The following is a 17,470-nucleotide window of genomic DNA, read 5'->3' on the forward strand; positions in this document are numbered from 1 at the left end:
ATTGAAGAGGCAAAGAAAATGGGTGCGATGGCTTTTTTTGGTGAAAAGTATGGCGAGGAGGTTCGTGTGATAAAATATGGCGACTCCATAGAGTTCTGTGGCGGTACCCATGTGCCTAGCACGGGAGTGATTGGTTCCTTTAGAATTGTCTCGGAAAGCTCTATTGCTGCTGGCATCCGTCGTATTGAAGCGGTGACGGGTGTAGGGGCAGATGAGTATTACTTTGAGCAGCAAGATAAAATCTTGAAGGTGCAGGAGATGCTTCAGAATGCCCCCAATCTGGTAAAGGCGGTGAAAAAGCTGATTGAGGAAGATGAAAAGCTACGCAAGGAGCTGAAGCAAGCTCATGAGCAGCAGAAACATCAATTAGTGGATAAGCTCTTTACTTCGGCAAAGTCTTTGTCGGGTGTGGAGGTGATCACCGCTCAGCTCGATGCTCCAGCAGGTTTAGTGAAGGATGTTGCCTTTGCACTCAAGCCTCGTCTGAAGGACAAGAAGTTTGTTGTTGCCTTGGGCTCGGTGGATAATGACAAGCCATCACTGACCTTGATGCTATCTGATGAATTGGTAGAAAAGGGTCTTAATGCTGGTCAATTGGTGCGTGAGGCTGGAAAACTGATTCAAGGTGGTGGCGGTGGACAGCCCAACTTTGCTACCGCTGGAGGTAGGGATAAGAGTGGCGTGAAGGGTGCTCTGGATAAAATCATTGAAAATTTAGATCTGTAATTCATTGGGGAAGACCGAAGCATTAGTACTTGATATTGGGTGCATTGCTGAAAGGGTGCACGACTTGGCAAGTAGGCACAAGGTGGCTCTACTGGCCGACGACAATACTATTGAGCAGTGCTATCCATTGATTGATGATGAGCAGGTAGATGTTCTTCTAGTACCTATTGGAGAGGAGGCAAAGTCTCTGGAGGTGGTTCAGTTTTTATGGAACTCTCTAGCCGACCTTGGCTATACTCGTTACGACTATTTGATCACGTTGGGGGGTGGTGCGGTAAGTGATGTGGGTGGATTTGTGGCGAGTACCTACATGAGGGGCATTCAGCTGATACATATCCCTACCACACTGCTAGGAATGATAGATGCCAGCATTGGTGGCAAGACAGCTATTGATTACGGAGGGGTTAAAAACCTTGTGGGATCATTTTATGAGCCTAATGAGGTGTGGGTGTCGCTCGCCTTTTTAGAGACGCTACCAAAACAGGAACTGCTAAGTGGTCAGGGGGAGCTGATAAAGTATGGTCTCTTAGATGGTGATGAACTCTATCAAGAGACTTTGGACCTTGAGGTCATCGCACCGGACTTGATTGCGAAGGTGATCCAATATAAACTGGATGTGGTGGCTGCTGATCTGCGAGATGAAGGGGGAAGAGTGGTGCTCAACCTTGGGCATTCTACGGCCCATAGCCTTGAGGCACTCAAGATATCTCGTGGTGAGGTATTGCCACATGGTATTGCAGTGATGGCGGGGCTAATTGTGGCACTTTATATTTCATATAAATGGTACGGACTGAAGGAGCAGGTGCTCTCTCAGTTGGTGCGGGTGGCGAAAGATAGATTCCCTAGAGTTGCTTTTTCTTGTGATGATTATGAGGAAATGTGGCAGTTCGCTTTGAAGGATAAGAAAAATTCTGGGGGTGCCGAGCTCACTATGGTATTGCTAAGTGAGGTGGGTTGCCCAATGACAGAGCAGGTAACTCGTAAGCAATGGGAGGAGGCTTTGGACTTTTATCGGGACTTTATGTTTTGATTGGCATACTATTTGCTACTACTAAGTAAATGATTGGGAGGTTTTTTACTTTTAGGAATAAAGGATGAATATTGATTATTATATGAATGACTTTGACGAGGACAACGGAGTGATACCAAATGTATTGCCGATGATCATACCTGATGATGACGCTATGCCAGACTATAGTCTTAATAGCAAAAGGCTGAATAAATCGCTTCCGGTGCTCCCATTGAGGGATATGCTACTTTTCCCCGCAGTGACCATACCTGTGATGGTGGCGCGAGAGAAGAGTAGACTGATAGTAGATAGCTTAGAAAATAAGAGGGATCGCCATATCATTGTGGTGGCTCAGAAAGACCCTGAGGTGGAGGATCCTGAGATGAAGGATCTATTTCCATATGGTACCATAGCTGAGGTGATCAGGGTACTGGAGGTAAATGATGATCTGGTAACGGTGATCCTACAAGGAAAGCAGAGGGTGGAGCTTACAGAGCTGACTAAGAGCGACCCTTACTGGATGGGTAAGTATCGACTCCTTGAGGATGTACACCCAGCAGAGGAGGATATGGAGTTTGAAGCTTTGACCGACCTGATTAAGGAGACGATGGTAAAGCAGCTGATCCTTCAGGGTGAAGCTCCTAAGCCATTTGTGGCCTCTTTGATGAAGCTGACTCATAAGGAGAGTATCGTCAACTTTGCTTGTGTCTACTTCCCTGAGTCCATGACGGATAAGGTGACGTTGCTGATGCTGGACAATATCAAGACCAGAGCTTTTCAGGTGCAGCGGATGCTCAATAAATCTTTGGCTCAGGAGGAGCTGAAGCATGAGATTCACCAGAGGACCAAGGTGGATATTGATAAGCAACAAAAGGATTACTATCTGCAACAACAGATCAAGGTGATTAAGGAGGAGTTGCAAGGGGGTGAGGACCTTGAGGTGGAGGAGCTTTTGAAAAAAGCTAAGGCTAAGAAGTGGTCTAAGGAGGTCGGTGATATTTTTGAGAAGGAGGTGTCTAAGCTCCAAAGAATGTCGGCACAGAGCCCTGACTACAGTGTCCAGATTCAGTACCTTGAGACCATATTGGATTTGCCTTGGGGTGAGTGTACGGAGGATAACTTCAACCTTAAGAACGCTGAGGCGACTTTGAATAAAGATCATTTTGGCCTAGATAAGGTAAAGGAGCGTATTCTGGAGCACTTAGCTGTGCTAAAGCTCAAGGGGGATATGAGGTCGCCAATTATCTGTCTTTATGGCCCTCCTGGAGTGGGAAAGACTTCTCTAGGAAAGAGTGTCGCTGATGCCCTTAATAGGAAGTATGTGAGGATTTCGCTCGGAGGTCTGCACGATGAGGCGGAGATCCGCGGCCATAGGCGTACCTATATCGGTGCAATGCCTGGGCGTATTATTAAGGGGTTCTTGAAGGCTGGTTCGTCTAATCCTGTCTTTGTGCTTGATGAGGTGGATAAGCTAGCGATGGACTACAAGGGGGACCCCTCTTCTGCCCTTTTGGAGGTGCTTGACCCTGAGCAAAATAATACGTTCCACGATAATTATCTTGATATAGACTACGACCTAAGTAAGGCGCTATTTATAGCCACTGCCAATAATGTGGGGGATATCCCAGCACCGCTCCGTGACCGTATGGAGATGATCGAGGTAAGTGGTTATATCCTAGAGGAAAAGGTGGAGATTGCTATGAGGCATCTGGTACCTAAGGAGATCGCTAATCATGGACTTAAGAAGAGTCAGGTGAAGATCTCTCGCAAGACGATTGCAGCATTGATCGATGGGTATACGCGTGAAAGTGGTGTGCGCCAATTGGAAAAGACGATTGCTTCATTGCTACGTAAGGTGGCAAGAAAGGTGGCTGATGAAGATGCTGTAGCTGAAGGGGGTGGTCCTATTACTATTGCCCCAAAGGATCTCAAAGAGTATCTAGGATCACCCAGGTTTTTGTCGGAGCAGTATGAGGGCAATGACAATGCTGGTGTGGTGACGGGACTCGCATGGACTAGTGTGGGAGGGGAAACTCTCTTAGTAGAGAGTGCTATAAGTCCAGCTAGGACGGCGGGTAAACTTACCATCACTGGTAACCTTGGCGATGTGATGAAGGAATCGGCCATTTTGGCTATGGAGTATATTAAGAGCCATAGCAGTCTGTACGATATTCCTGCGGATCTATTTGAGTGCTGGAATGTGCATATCCACGTTCCTGAAGGGGCTATTCCTAAGGATGGACCTAGTGCAGGTATCACTTTGGTCACTTCGCTTATCTCTACATTCACTCAGCGTAAGGTGAATCCTCAGATAGCGATGACGGGAGAGATTACTCTTCGGGGTAAGGTGCTCCCTGTAGGAGGCATCAAGGAGAAAATCCTTGCCGCCAAGCGGTATGGAATCAAGACCATTATCTTGTGTGAAGAGAATAGGAAGGATATAGAGGAGATCAAAGATATCTATATCAAGGGACTTAACTTCGTGTATGTTAAGGATATTAAGGAGGTGATCCAAGTGGCACTAAGCGACGAAAAGGTCTCTAATCCTATTGATCTTATGGGACATCTTCAAGCGTATAGAGAGAGTTTAAATCAGAGTAAGAGTAAGTAAATATGGCATTACAGTGTGGAATCGTAGGGCTTCCAAATGTAGGGAAATCAACCCTGTTTAATTGCCTTTCGAATGCAAAGGCTCAGTCGGCCAACTTCCCGTTTTGTACGATTGAGCCCAATGTGGGTGTGATTACAGTACCAGATAATCGACTAAATAAGCTGGCCGAATTGGTTCACCCCAATCGTATAGTCCCAACGACTGTGGAGATCGTAGATATTGCAGGACTAGTAAAGGGAGCGAGTAAAGGTGAAGGACTAGGTAACAAGTTTTTGGCCAATATCCGTGAGACCGATGCCATTATCCATGTATTGAGGTGCTTTGACGATGATAATATTACTCACATCGATGGCAAGGTGGATCCAGTACGTGATAAGGAGGTGATCGATGTAGAGCTTCAGCTAAAAGATCTGGAGACGGTGGAAAGCCGCATTCAGAGGGTGGAGAAGCAGGCCAAAACTGGTGGCGATGCTCAAGCTAAGGTACTCTTTAATGTCCTCTCGCAGGTGCGTGAAGTGCTGCTCCAAGGGAAGTCTGCACGATCGCTCAGTTTTGATTTGTCTGAGGAGCAGAAGGCGATGAAAGAGCTCTACCTATTGACGGCTAAGCCAATCCTCTATGTCTGTAATGTGGACGAAGCCTCTGCTGTGGACGGCAATAAGTATGTTGATGCTGTACGCGAGGCAATTAAGGAGGAGGACGCTGAGCTATTGGTAATTGCCGCTCAGACGGAGAGCGAGATTGCTGAATTGGACACGTATGAAGAGCGCCAGGAGTTCCTTGAAGCAGTAGGACTAGAGGAGAGTGGGGTATCTAGGCTGATTAGAAGTGCCTATGCTTTGCTTAATCTGGAGACCTACTTTACTGCTGGAGTACAGGAGGTGCGAGCATGGACTTATACTAAGGGATGGAAGGCTCCACAAGCAGCGGGAGTGATTCATACTGACTTTGAGAAGGGATTCATTCGCGCTGAGGTGATTAAGTATGAAGACTTTATCCACTACGGGAGTGAGCAAGCGGTTAAGGAGGCTGGTAAGCTCTCAGTCGAAGGTAAGGACTACGTAGTGCAGGATGGAGATGTGATGCACTTTAGGTTTAACGTCTAAATACAAGCATTTCGGACAAAAAAAGAGTGAGGTACACCACACAGTGTACCTCACTCTTTTTACTAATTATGGAATGTGAATTACTTATCAGAATAGTTGGTTCTGTAGTAATGCATATTATTGGCTCTTCTCTCAGCAGCTCTTTTCTCTGCTTCTTCTCTAACTAGCTCCTTGCGATGCTGTGAAGGGGTTTTATTGAACTGCCTACGACAGAATACGGTAAAGTGGCTTGGACTAGAGAATCTGAACTCCTCCATAATGTCTTTGAAAGGTACGGTTGGATCCGCCAAACGCTCTTCAATCATCTCTGCCTTGCGGTCTAGCATCCATGTGTATGGGGGCACGTTGAAGGTCTCCTTAAATAGCTTATTGAACTTGCGGATATCAATTCTACGCATATCGGCTAGGTCTTGGACCGACTTAGCTCTATAGTGATTCATGATAACGAACTCTTTGAAGTCTACCTCTTTCCTAAGTAGTGGTGCCAAGAGCTCTCCAAGTACTTCGGGCTTGTAGTATCCTGCAAGTACAAAGAATACCTCCTTTAGTTTTTGCTCCATAATCTCTACGCATTGAAGCCCATCTTGGTAGAATCGATGAATGGTCATCAAGCTCAGCTTTAGTGGCTCATAGATTTCAATGGTGCGGTGAACCATGGTAATAGGAGCGTATTTTCTCAAGTTGTTGAAAGTGTAGCCACTGCAGAGATGAGAGAGCCTATCAAACATAAATATCTGTAAGGTGCCTTCACATCCTAATGTGATCGAGAGTGTGTTGTTACTCTCAACAAGCATCCCAAAAGGGGCATTGCGGGTCTCGTTGATATCAGTGGAGGTGGGGTCGAGATCGTTGGTAATACTATAGCGAGTATCACTGCTATCCACAAAAATAAGGAGCGTCTTATCGCCACTCTTTATCTCTTCTTTTTGCTCAGGCTTCATTGCTACCTCTTTATAAGCACTGGTTTTGTTGTTGCCAGCATAGCAGTCGCAGCCTAAGTGACGTTCTATATTAACTGGTTTCATATGTAATATAAATAATTCCTCTCCGTCTCCGCGTATGCATAAGGAACAGAAAGGAGGTGATTTTGATAAATGAGTTACAAAATTACTGATATTAATCGAAATATACAAGGGTATCAATTAAAAGATTTGGTGCCTCTAATATTTCGACAATAAGGATGCTAGTATTTAGTGGTAGGCAAAGACCTTATGATCTAAAAAGAATAGAGTAGGTAGGTTTTTATCGCTATTATCTGCTCAGAGGATTTGCCAAAGTAATCGCTCCGTGAATTGCCATAGATCTCTCCAAGTCCATAAACGTATGAGCCCCTTATACCTGCAACGAAATGTGAAAAATGATACTCTGTGCCTACACCGCCACCGATACCCCATGCAAACTTGTTTTCAACGGGCATCTCATGCTGGCGGGTGACGACACCAGGTATCTTTTGGTCGCCAAAATTGCTCTTAGAGCTTTCGGAAATGAGATAGCCAAAGTGAGCCCCCATATCAATGGTTAGCTTTAGAGCCTTCTTGCCAAAGGTTAATTGGGTCATTATAGGCATATTGACGAAGGTGAGCGTGCGATCATAGAATAGCCCTAACTGGTTGTATGGCTCCTCTAGGTCTTTCGGCTTCTCCATCCACCCTCTCTGAGAATAATCAAATTCGATCCAAATTCCTCCAACGACATTGGAGAGGTTGTACACGTAGCCAATATCGTATCGCATCACCAGCCCTGCATCAAAGCCAATCTTGGGGTCCTGTTGTACCCTAGGTGTGAAGATGAGGTTGCTCAGGTTAACGCCAGCGGTAGGTCCTATCATAAACTTGCGCTGAAAAGGTTCTGGCTCACCTTGCGCAGCACCATCAATGGCTACTAGCAGTAGTGCTGTAAGTGTAGTGAAAAATAAACGCTTCATCAAAATCTCCTAGCCTCCCCTCTTTCTTGATATTGCACGAAAAATACTCCTAGGTTACTTTTGAATTCCCCATTCCCTGGTCGGCTAACGAAATCAAATTTGCTCTGCACCCCATTCCAAGACATCTCCGACCTGTTATTTTTTGAGGATAAGCGTCCAAGGAAAAAGCTTGCTGTATCATAGCCGAGCAAGCTGTAGCGTGGGTAAGTGGAGCCTAGACCATGGTTGAACCATTTTGAAAATTGGCTTTCAAAGCTTTTGTAAGTAGTACTCTCGGGATCCACAAAAAAGGTAGTATAGAAAACAGCTTTATTCACTTTCAGATCATTACCAAGAGAGTGCGAGTAGGTTTGCCATTCAGGATATCCGAAGGGAATGATATTGGTGACTGATAGGCTGTCTCTAGCAACATTAAGCGTCTCAAGTATACTCTTGGCGACTGACAACGACCCTACATCTGGCACCACAACTACTTGGGAACTTTGGGATGAAAGGTTGTTGACTGTATTTAGATTGCTGAATAGGGCTAGATCAATCTCACTGTACGACACTTTGTATTTGTCTAATTCACCCTGTAATATCGAAATGAAGTCGTCCTTATTACTTTGATCATAGTTGCTCCTCACAAATTGAATGTGGGAGTTGCGGAATTCTTGAATAAACTTCTGAGCTACCGTTTTGTAGAGTGCTTTATGCGGGGTGTTGACTTGATAAGTCTTAGAGTTCCTACGTGCAACTTGAGGATAATCTCTTGATGTAAATGGGATGACGTAAGAGGCTCCCTTTACCTTTGCAATCTGTGATAGCTTATCAATAGAGGTGTCTGAGACGCCTCCTAAAATCATATCAATCTTCGGTAGTCCATTGAGGGCGGCTATTGAGCTTTCGAGCTTTTGGTCGCTACAATCAACTGCATGGAGGTGAATGCTCATTCCGCTCTTCTTCGCTTCAAGTAGAGCCATTAAGAATCCCTCATAGTACATACTAAATCGGCGTCCTTTGTCTTCGCTAAAGGGTAGGGCAAGTGCTACAGTAAAACCACTAGCTACGGGAAATGCGGGGCGACTTCCCAGTGCCTCATTATTGGCAAGGGTGTTGTCTGGAATCAGTATTGTAGCATCTGCTTTCAATCCATTCTTGATCTGAGGATTGTAGTGATAGAGCTGCTCTTCGCTCCACCCAGTCACTTGGAGCAAACTATATATTGTGGCTCCAGCCGGTACTTTATATGCAATTAAGCCTGTAATACTTCCATTGGTAGGCACTGGCGAAGGCTTTGACCCTTCAGAACGGTAGACACCACTCTCGGATGTAGATTGAGGTATGACAATGATGATGCCTTGAGAAAGTTTATCGGCATTATTTATGGAAGAGTTGGCAGATAAAATTGAATTGACCGATACTCCATATTTTCGAGCAATAGAGTATAGGGTCTCCCCCATTTCCACCTTGTGGTAAATTGGAGTGTTTTTATTTGGAGTGTTGTCACTTGTTTGATCCATCGGGATGATTAGCTTTTCTCCCACTCTAATGCTTTGAGCAGCATGAGGGTTTAATCGGCAGATATCCTCAATGGTTACTCCATAATTCAGACTAATCCTATATAATGTCTCCCCTTTTGCTACAATATGCTCTTTATGTCCTTGCTGTGCATTTGCACTCAAGGTGACTATGAATAGTATATAGAAAGCCAAGGACCTATATACAGCCTTTCTTATTTGCATTGTCATATCTATTACGTTACGTATACCCTAGTAATTAATTATGCAAATATAGCAATTTAGCACTAAGTATCAAGCTGTTTATCCTCCCTTTCTGGTATTTCTGGTGTTTTAGCGTGCACTGAGTGTCTATGGGTAAGGACTTACTAGGCGATCCGATTTGTTGTGGCAACCAAGTCAGAGGAGAGCCTGCCCCAAGCCCTCTATAGACCTCTATGCTAGTAGGGTAAAAGTCGAGATGCAACTAAGCAATTGGCGAGTTGCAACTAAGCATTTGCTGAGATGCATCTCGCCAATTGCTTAGTTGCATCTCGATAGACGCTTTTGTATAGAGTTGAATTCCAGATGATTGTGAAGATGTTATCTGTGAACCAACATTGTCTGGTTTTCCATCTAATTTAATGGTTTGAAAATTATGGATTGCAGAGTGCCTCGTAAGGGTAAAATGGATTCGTCGCTAGTCGAGCCCTGATGTTTGGCTTCCTCAATGTGCAATCCCAGATCTCTTGACTTATAATGTAGGATTAGTTGTAATTTTTTTGTACCTTTGGCTAAAGAATTGTGGCGATGATGAATTGGTTTTTGACCGATTTATACTTGTTACATAGGTTGATAAGAGTCGAAAAAGTTTTTAGATACTGATGCAAGAGGAAAATAAACAGGGGGGAAAGGTAATTGAGGTAAATCTAGAGGAGCAGATGAAGTCGGCGTATATCGACTATGCAATGTCTGTGATAGTGAGCCGTGCATTGCCTGATGTGCGTGATGGCTTTAAGCCTGTACATAGGCGCATCCTCTATGGGATGAATGAGTTGGGAAATACCCCTGATAAGCCCTATAAGAAGTGTGCTCGTACTGTGGGTGATGTGATGGGTAAGTACCACCCCCACGGCGATAGCTCCATATATCTCGCTCTGGTGCGCTTGGCACAGGAGTGGAGTATGCGCTACACGCTAGTAGACCCTCATGGTAACTTTGGCTCAGTAGACGGTGATGGCCCTGCTGCGATGCGATATACGGAGAGTAGATTGGCTCCATTGGCTATGGAGATGCTCTCTGATATCAATAAGGAGACGGTAGATATGGTGCCTAATTACGATGACTCTACTTTGGAGCCATCTGTACTCCCTAGCCGTATTCCAAATCTTTTGGTGAATGGTGCATCGGGTATCGCTGTGGGTATGGCCACTAATATGGCTCCTCATAACCTGAAAGAGGTGCTTGAGGGTGCATTGGCCTATATTGATAAGCGTGGCGACATCTCTGTGGCAGAACTTATGGAGTACGTAAAGGCTCCAGACTTTCCTACCGGTGGTACGATTTATGGATACCAAGGAGTGAAAGAGGCTTTTGAGACCGGGCGGGGTCGAATCGTTATTCGTGGTAGAGCGGAGATAGAGGTAGATGGTCAGCACGAGCAGATCGTAATTACAGAGATCCCCTACAATGTGATAAAGAAGGACTTGGTGAAGAGTATCGCCGACCTTGCCACCACTAAAAAGATTGACGGGATCAGCAATGTGCAGGATGAGTCGAGTGGTAAGACAGGTATGCGCATTGTCATTGATATCAAGCGAGATGCCAATGCTGGTGTAGTACTCAACAAGCTCTACAAGATGACTACATTGCAGAGCTCGTTCAGCGTCAATAATATTGCACTTGTCAATGGCAGTCCTCAATTGTTGAACCTTAAGGACTTAATTGGGGAGTTTGTGAAGCACCGCTTTGAGGTGGTAACTAGGCGTACTACCTACGATCTGAGAAAGGCAGAGGAGCGACTCCATATCCTCGAAGGACGAATCATAGCTGCTGATAATATAGATGAGGTAATAGCGATCATTAAAAGCTCTGAGAAGCAGTCTGATGCTATTGAGCGGCTGATGGCTCGCTTTAACCTTTCACAAATTCAGGCACGCTCTATTGTAGAGATGCGTCTCGGTCAGTTGACAGGTATGGAGCTAGAAAAGCTACATGCTGAATTCGATGAAGTGTCGGAGCGAGTGACCTATTTCAAGAGCCTGCTTGCTGATGAAAATCTACTTTATGGCGTCATCAGTGATGAGCTTCGCGAAATCATTGAAAAGTATGGAGATGATAGACGAAGTGATATCGTTTATGCTACCGCTGATATGAATCCAGAAGATTTCTATGCCGATGAGGATATGGTGATAACCATCTCTCATATGGGATATATCAAGCGTACACCACTTGCCGACTTTCACGCTCAGAGTAGGGGTGGAGTAGGGGCTAAGGGTAGCGATACTCGCGATGAGGACTTCGTGGAGTATATCTACAGTGCCTCTATGCATGCTACTTTGCTATTCTTTACAGAGCAGGGTCGGTGCTATTGGCTTCGCGTATTTGAGATTCCTGAAGGAGCTCGCAACTCTAAGGGAAGAGCAATTCAAAATCTTCTCAATTTGGATGCCGATAATAGAGTTAATGCAGTCCTAAGAGTAAAAGACTTAACTACTGACGAGGAATTTGTAAATACCCATTATCTTACCTTCTTCACGAAGAGTGGATTGGTACGTAAGTCAAGACTTAAGGATTTCTCAAGGCCACGCCAGTCTGGTATTATAGCGATAAAGCTACGTGACGATGATAAGGTAGTGAGCGTGATGCTCTCCAATGGTAAGTGCGACTTTGTATTGGGAAGTCGAAAGGGTAGAGCTGTACGCTTCTCTGAGAGTGTGCTTAGGCCTCTAGGACGTTCGTCTATGGGGGTACGGGGAATGCGTTTGGAAGAGGACGGTGATGAGCTGGTCGGAGCTGTATGCATTAAGAAGCCAGAGGAGGAGACAATCTTGGTGATCTCTGAAAATGGATATGGTAAGCGCTCTAGCCTTGAGGATTATCCTCTGAGAAATAGAGGAGGTAAGGGAGTTATTACTCTTAAGATAACTGAGAAGACTGGTGAACTGGTCTCAATCCATAGCGTTACGGATGCACACGACATTATGATTATTAATAAGAGTGGTGTGGCCATCCGAACGAGTATGAAAGATATCTCCGTGATTGGTAGAAATACTCAAGGTGTGAAGTTGATCAACCTCTCAAAGCGTGGCGATGAGATAGCTAGTACCTGTAGAGTGCTCTCAGAAGAGGAGCAGCAGCCTGAAGTGGAGGAGCGTGACGAAGGTGTTTACGAAGCTGATGGTGCGGATATAGATGATAGCGAGTTCTCAGATGATCATGCAGATCACGATTCTGACCAGGAGTAATTGATTAAACCTTACCGACCGTGTAGGGTCATACTATTGAGAAGTAAAAGAGAATAAATAATTACTAATAAAAAGATTAGAAGATATGAAGAAGAGATTTTTCTTAGGTACACTGTCTGTTTTGCTAGGTGCTTTTTTAGTAGTGCCAGCTTTTGCACAAGAGAAAGTGGTAAAAGAGGTAGAGCGTACCGTGAAGCGTGATAAGGCTGATATCAATGCAGCTCGACAATTAATCAAGACCACTTTGGAAAACCCAGAGACCGCTAATTCGGCTCACGCATGGTATGTGGCTGGATTTGTAGAGGAGAAGGCTGTAGAGAAAGGCTTTATTAAGCTACAACTAGGTGAGGCTGTGGATGAGGCAGGGTTCTACAAGCCTGTTTATGACATGGTTAATTATTATGAGAAGGCGTATGAGCTGGATCATCAGCCCAATGATAAGGGCCGTGTGAGACCTAAGTTTGAGAAGAAGATTCGTGAGGCTGTGAGCACCTATTATACGCAGTTGATTAATGCAGGTAATGAAGGGCTACAAAGTGGCGACTTTAAGAAGGCCAATATGTATTTCTCAAAATTCGGTGAGATGAAGAATCATCCAATGTTTGAGGGTACTCCAGTCGCTACTGCTGACTCATTAAGCATGGAGGTGGCTTTCTTCTCTGCCTATGCTGCTACTCAGATGGAAGATAATACTACTGCTGCCATTGAGGAATTGAAGCGCATTAAAGACGTCCCATTTAACCAAAATGAGGTATACCAGCTTCTCGCTCTTCAGTACATCAATTCTGGTGATACTGTTAGCTACGAGAATACCCTTAAAGAGGCTATTGACGTAGTCCCACAAGAGCCAATATTCTTGACCAACCTTGCCAATATTTTGATCATTAAGGGTGAGAATGACCAAGCTTTGACTTTCCTAAATCAACTATTGGAGAAGGACCCAACTAATCCACTAGTACTCTCTACTATGGGGCAGATCTATACTGAGGGTAAGAAGGATTATAAGACTGGTGAGAGCTACTACCTCAAGGCAGTGGAGCTAAATCCTGACTCAAAAGAGGCTATCTATGGCCTTGCACAGGTCTACTTCAACCAAGGTGCTGATGCCATCAATGAGGCCAATAACATCACCGATCAAGATAAGTATACTGTTGCTCTTGAGAAGGCAAAGTCTTTCTATACAAAGGCCTTGCCTTACCTAGAGAAGGTACACAACTTAGATCCAGAGAATTCTCAATTCCGTACCGCACTTTATAATGTGTACTATAATCTTGGTATGGAAGACAAAATGGCCGAAATGGATGCGGCGCAATAAGCAAAAGCTTCATTACACATAGTATTAATGAGGAGGTATATCGTTCTTTACGATGTACCTCTTCTCTTTTTTCTCTACCATATATTGGTCGGGTGGAAAAAAGAATTAGGGAGTTATGTCGTTATTGTAAAATAATTAGGTACATTTGTAGTGATAACAAATATCGAAGTAATGTCGGTGTTGCGGAGATGAAAAAACACTTTTCCACCAGAATGACATAACTATGTGAAAGGAGATAAACTATGGCGAAAAAAAACTATGTGTTGGATACCAACGTGATACTTCACGATTATAAGTGTATCAATAACTTCCAGGACAATAATGTATACATACCAATTACTGTCTTGGAGGAGGTGGATAAGTTTAAAAAAGGTTACGAGCAAATCAATTTTAATGCTCGGGCTTTTACTCGCACACTTAATGAAATCATTGGTGGTGCTGAGGCTGACTCTTCTGCTAAGGAAAATGGTGTCAAGATTGAGGAAAATGGGGTGCTTATTAATGCCGACGGAGGTAAAGTATTTATACTAACTAGTGGGCAGCATCACAGTAAGGTATCAGAAGTATTTAAGGAAGATCTAAATGATCATAGGATACTATCTGCAGCACTTACTCTCTCTGAGCACTCTGACCTACCAACAATACTGGTGACTAAAGACTTTAATCTACGGATCAAAGCTCTTTCATTAGGATTGAAAGCCGAGGATTATACTACCGACAAGGTGGATGTGGAGGATATCTCTACTTCCGACTTTAGCGAGGTGGAAGTGGATGACCCAGCAGTGGTTGATTCATTATATAGTGCTGGTAATGAAGGTCTGCCAGTAAGTGAGCTATCATTACCATCTGCTCCTATTCCCAATCAAACTTTTATTCTCAAAAGCCCACAGAGCTCGGTCTTGGTGAGGACTTTAAGTACTGGAGAGAGCGTTCGCCGCATTGAAAAACGGACCTTTATGGGTATTACCCCTAGAAATGCGGAGCAAACAATGGCATTTGATCTCCTAGCTGATCAGTCAATATCCCTAATTGGAATGACAGGTACAGCAGGAACGGGAAAGACCTTACTCGCTCTCGCAGCAGCACTTGCACAGGAAGAAGATTACCAGCAAATCTTACTGGCTCGTCCGATCGTTTCGCTTGCCAATAAAGACTTGGGATTTCTCCCTGGTGACTACAAGCAGAAGATTATGCCCTATATGCAGCCATTGTTTGATAACCTTAATGTGATTAAGGCTCAGTTTGGTGAGAACTCTAGCCAAGTGAGAAAGTTGGAAGATATGCTTTCGAGCGAGAAGCTAGTGATCGAGGCACTTGCCTATATTAGAGGGCGTAGCCTTTCTAATGTAATTTGTATCATTGATGAGGCTCAAAACCTAACTCCTCAGGAGATAAAGACGGTAATTACGCGTGCTGGTGATAATACGCGTATGATATTCACTGGTGATGTGCATCAAATTGATAGCCCTTATCTTGATAGTAGGAGCAATGGTCTTGCTTATATGATTGAGAGAATGAGGGGAGAGGACTTCTTTGGTCACGTCAATCTTGTGCAGGGTGAGCGTTCACACCTCAGTGATATGGCAGCGAAGAAATTATAAACGTGATAATATAAACTATATAAATACCTAACAGATGCAGCATTGAATATGGCAAAGAAATCTATTAAGTTTAGTCTCGTATACCGAGATATGTTTCAGAGCTCTGGTAAATACCAACCAAGAGCTGACCAATTGGCTAGAGTGGCACCACTCATCGTGGAGATGGGGTGCTGGGCACGTGTAGAGACTAATGGTGGAGCTTTTGAACAAGTTCAACTACTCTATGGCGAAAACCCAAATAAGGCAGTAAGAGCCTTCACAAAAGCCTTTAATGAGGCGGGCATCCAAACACATATGCTTGACCGTGGCTTGAACGCACTTCGTATGTACCCTGTACCAGCTGATGTAAGGCGTTTGATGTACAAGGTGAAAAAGGCACAAGGAGTCGATATTACTCGTATCTTCTGTGGTCTTAATGATGTGCGTAACATTATCCCTTCTATCCAATATGCCAAGGAGGCAGGGATGATCCCTCAGGCTGTTCTTTGTATTACTCACTCACCTATCCATACCGCTGAGTACTACACAGGTATCGCTAAGCAACTGATCGATGCTGGTGCTCCTGAGATTTGCTTGAAGGATATGGCTGGTATTGGTAGGCCTACTCTTCTTGGTAAGGTGGTTAAGGCAATTAAGGAGTATAATCCTGATGTAATTGTACAGTACCACGGCCACTCTGGTCCTGGTTTCTCTCCAGCTTCTATGCTAGAGGTGGCTCGTGCCGGTGCAGATATCCTTGATTGTGCAGTAGAGCCACTAGCTTGGGGTAAGATCCACCCTGATGTGATCACCATACAAGCGATGCTTAAGGCTGATGGCTTTGAGGTGCCTGAAATCAATATGAATGCATATATGAAAGTAAGGAGTATGACTCAGGAGTTCTTGGATGATTTCTTGGGCTACTTTACCAACTTTGGTAATCTACAGTCTTCTTCTCTACTTGTGGGTTGCGGATTGCCAGGTGGTATGATGGGATCTATGATGGCCGACCTAAAGGGTATCCACTCTGCGATCAATATGTATCATAAGCAAAATAATGAGCCTGAGCTGACCATTGATGACTTGATGGTGAAACTCTTTAAGGAGGTAGAATATGTATGGCCAAAGCTGGGTAACCCACCATTGGTAACTCCATTTAGCCAGTATGTCAAGAACGTTGCCCTAATGAATGTATTCAATATGGAGCGTGGCGAAGGACGTTGGCAGGCTATTGATAAGAATACTTGGGGTATGATCACAGGAAAGTCTGGCAAGCTACCAGGCACCCTGGCTCCAGAGATTATAGAGCTAGCTAAGGAGAAGGGCGAGGAGTTTACCGATGCCAACCCACAAGACTACTACCCAGATGAGCTGGATAAGTACCGTAAGATCATGGATGAAGAGGGTTGGGACTATGGTCAGGACGATGAGGAGCTATTCGAATTGGCAATGCACGAGCAGCAGTATCGCGACTATAAGAGTGGCGTAGCAAAAGAGCGCTTTGAGGCAGACTTGGCTAAGCTACGCGCTGAGGATCAGGCTAAGAAGGGATACACAGCTGATGACGTGAAGGAGCTCGTTAGAGCCAATTATATCCCTGTTACTGCTCCTGCAAGTGGTCAGGTATTCTGGGAGTTAGACTTTGAGAACCAGTCTGCAGCTCCAGCTGTTGGTACCTCGTATAGAGCTGGTAGCAAGATGTGCTTTATCCAGACCAATGTACTCTATACCGTAGATGTCAAGGCTGGTATCTCTGGACGTATCCGTGAGATTGTAGCCGACCAAGGTGCTCATGTACGTAAGGGCGATGTGATTGCTTACATGGATGACTGTGAGGATTTCCTACCCGAGCCTGAGGAGCAAAAAGAGTATGTTAAGCGGTTGTAATACCTTACGGTATCTTACACGAATGTAATTAAGAGGAGGGGAGCTTGCTCCCCTCCTCTTCTTGACTTATAAGAGACTGTTGCACGAAGACGATCTGCGGCGTTGCTTTCGGAATTCGGCCTCGGTCACGTACATGAGTACGCTCCCTTCAGCCTCATCCTCAGCGCCTTGCATCTCATCCTTCGTGCAAAGTCTCAGCACATTTGCTTCAAATGTGCGAGAATGGCACTTCGTGCAACATTCTCTATAAGTAGAAAAAAGAGAGGTAAGTCTGAACTTACCTCTCTTTTAATTGTTTTCTCCTTAAGAGTAAATTGGAAACTTTTTACTGTTAATCTTCTAGGCTAGGATCCTCATCATCCGTATC

Annotated in this window: 12 protein-coding genes (1 of these 12 running past the window's edge); 8 read left to right on the top strand and 4 right to left on the bottom strand. The window is 44.6% G+C overall.

Features of this window, described 5'->3' with window-relative positions:
• The 4 genes from QVO39_RS08685 to ychF form a co-directional block, all read left to right on the top strand.
• Positions 1 to 726, top strand: a 726-nt coding sequence (locus tag QVO39_RS08685) for a DHHA1 domain-containing protein (protein WP_288171965.1), incomplete at its 5' end; no start/stop codon positions are given.
• 4 nt (positions 727 to 730) lie between these two features.
• Positions 731 to 1,756, top strand: a complete 1,026-nt coding sequence (locus tag QVO39_RS08690; RefSeq protein ID WP_021903838.1) for a 3-dehydroquinate synthase — start codon at positions 731 to 733, stop codon at positions 1,754 to 1,756.
• 64 nt (positions 1,757 to 1,820) lie between these two features.
• Entirely contained in the window at positions 1,821 to 4,346 is a 2,526-nt protein-coding gene (gene lon / locus QVO39_RS08695; protein ID WP_021903839.1) for an endopeptidase La, read from the top strand.
• Positions 4,347 to 4,348: 2 nt separating this feature from the next.
• Entirely contained in the window at positions 4,349 to 5,452 is a 1,104-nt protein-coding gene (ychF, locus tag QVO39_RS08700; RefSeq protein ID WP_021903840.1) for a redox-regulated ATPase YchF, read from the top strand.
• A gap of 80 nt (positions 5,453 to 5,532) precedes the next feature.
• On the opposite strand, the gene QVO39_RS08705 is transcribed toward ychF, so the two are convergent.
• The 3 genes from QVO39_RS08705 to QVO39_RS08715 form a co-directional block, all read right to left on the bottom strand.
• Entirely contained in the window at positions 5,533 to 6,477 is a 945-nt protein-coding gene (locus tag QVO39_RS08705) for a helix-turn-helix domain-containing protein (RefSeq protein ID WP_018029004.1), read from the bottom strand.
• 191 nt (positions 6,478 to 6,668) lie between these two features.
• A complete protein-coding gene (locus QVO39_RS08710) occupies positions 6,669 to 7,376 on the bottom strand; it encodes a porin family protein (RefSeq protein ID WP_021903841.1) in 708 nt (235 codons plus the stop codon).
• A complete protein-coding gene (locus QVO39_RS08715) occupies positions 7,376 to 9,106 on the bottom strand; it encodes a LysM peptidoglycan-binding domain-containing protein (RefSeq protein ID WP_244401390.1) in 1,731 nt (576 codons plus the stop codon). The genes QVO39_RS08710 and QVO39_RS08715 overlap by 1 nt, the downstream gene beginning before the upstream one ends.
• Positions 9,107 to 9,738: 632 nt before the next feature.
• Here QVO39_RS08715 and gyrA point away from each other — a divergent pair.
• The 4 genes from gyrA (at position 9,739) to QVO39_RS08735 (ending at position 17,103) form a co-directional block, all read left to right on the top strand.
• Positions 9,739 to 12,321, top strand: a complete 2,583-nt coding sequence (gyrA, locus tag QVO39_RS08720) for a DNA gyrase subunit A (protein ID WP_021903843.1) — start codon at positions 9,739 to 9,741, stop codon at positions 12,319 to 12,321.
• Positions 12,322 to 12,406: 85 nt separating this feature from the next.
• Positions 12,407 to 13,636, top strand: coding sequence for a tetratricopeptide repeat protein (locus QVO39_RS08725; protein WP_018029008.1), 1,230 nt, complete (start codon positions 12,407 to 12,409; stop codon positions 13,634 to 13,636).
• 242 nt (positions 13,637 to 13,878) lie between these two features.
• Positions 13,879 to 15,237 carry a PhoH family protein gene (locus tag QVO39_RS08730; protein ID WP_021903844.1) on the top strand — a complete coding sequence of 453 codons (1,359 nt, stop codon included), beginning with the start codon at positions 13,879 to 13,881 and terminating at the stop codon, positions 15,235 to 15,237.
• A gap of 48 nt (positions 15,238 to 15,285) precedes the next feature.
• Positions 15,286 to 17,103 (top strand): biotin/lipoyl-binding protein, encoded by a 1,818-nt coding sequence (locus QVO39_RS08735; RefSeq protein WP_021903845.1) that lies wholly within the window; start codon positions 15,286 to 15,288, stop codon positions 17,101 to 17,103.
• Between the two features lie 331 nt (positions 17,104 to 17,434).
• Here QVO39_RS08735 and QVO39_RS08740 read toward each other — a convergent pair whose 3' ends face one another.
• A protein-coding gene (locus QVO39_RS08740; RefSeq protein ID WP_021903846.1) for an Rne/Rng family ribonuclease crosses the window boundary here: on the bottom strand, positions 17,435 to 17,470 show its end. Its footprint extends 1,647 nt past the window's final position; the window shows 36 of its 1,683 coding nt (coding positions 1,648–1,683); its start codon lies beyond the right edge, outside the window — the gene reads right to left on this strand; it ends in the stop codon at positions 17,435 to 17,437.

Source organism: Porphyromonas sp. CAG:1061, assembly GCF_000435035.1.
GTDB lineage: Bacteria > Bacteroidota > Bacteroidia > Bacteroidales > Porphyromonadaceae > Porphyromonas_A > Porphyromonas_A somerae.

What these genes read in the sequence shown, in the direction of transcription:
- lon (WP_021903839.1), top strand. Translation starts at nt 1,821, where the DNA reads ATGAATATTGATTATTATATGAATGACTTTGACGAGGACAACGGAGTG.
- ychF (WP_021903840.1), top strand. Translation starts at nt 4,349, where the DNA reads ATGGCATTACAGTGTGGAATCGTAGGGCTTCCAAATGTAGGGAAATCA.
- QVO39_RS08705 (WP_018029004.1), bottom strand. Translation starts at nt 6,477, where the DNA reads ATGAAACCAGTTAATATAGAACGTCACTTAGGCTGCGACTGCTATGCT.
- QVO39_RS08710 (WP_021903841.1), bottom strand. Translation starts at nt 7,376, where the DNA reads ATGAAGCGTTTATTTTTCACTACACTTACAGCACTACTGCTAGTAGCC.
- QVO39_RS08715 (WP_244401390.1), bottom strand. Translation starts at nt 9,106, where the DNA reads ATGACAATGCAAATAAGAAAGGCTGTATATAGGTCCTTGGCTTTCTAT.
- gyrA (WP_021903843.1), top strand. Translation starts at nt 9,739, where the DNA reads ATGCAAGAGGAAAATAAACAGGGGGGAAAGGTAATTGAGGTAAATCTA.
- QVO39_RS08725 (WP_018029008.1), top strand. Translation starts at nt 12,407, where the DNA reads ATGAAGAAGAGATTTTTCTTAGGTACACTGTCTGTTTTGCTAGGTGCT.
- QVO39_RS08730 (WP_021903844.1), top strand. Translation starts at nt 13,879, where the DNA reads ATGGCGAAAAAAAACTATGTGTTGGATACCAACGTGATACTTCACGAT.
- QVO39_RS08735 (WP_021903845.1), top strand. Translation starts at nt 15,286, where the DNA reads ATGGCAAAGAAATCTATTAAGTTTAGTCTCGTATACCGAGATATGTTT.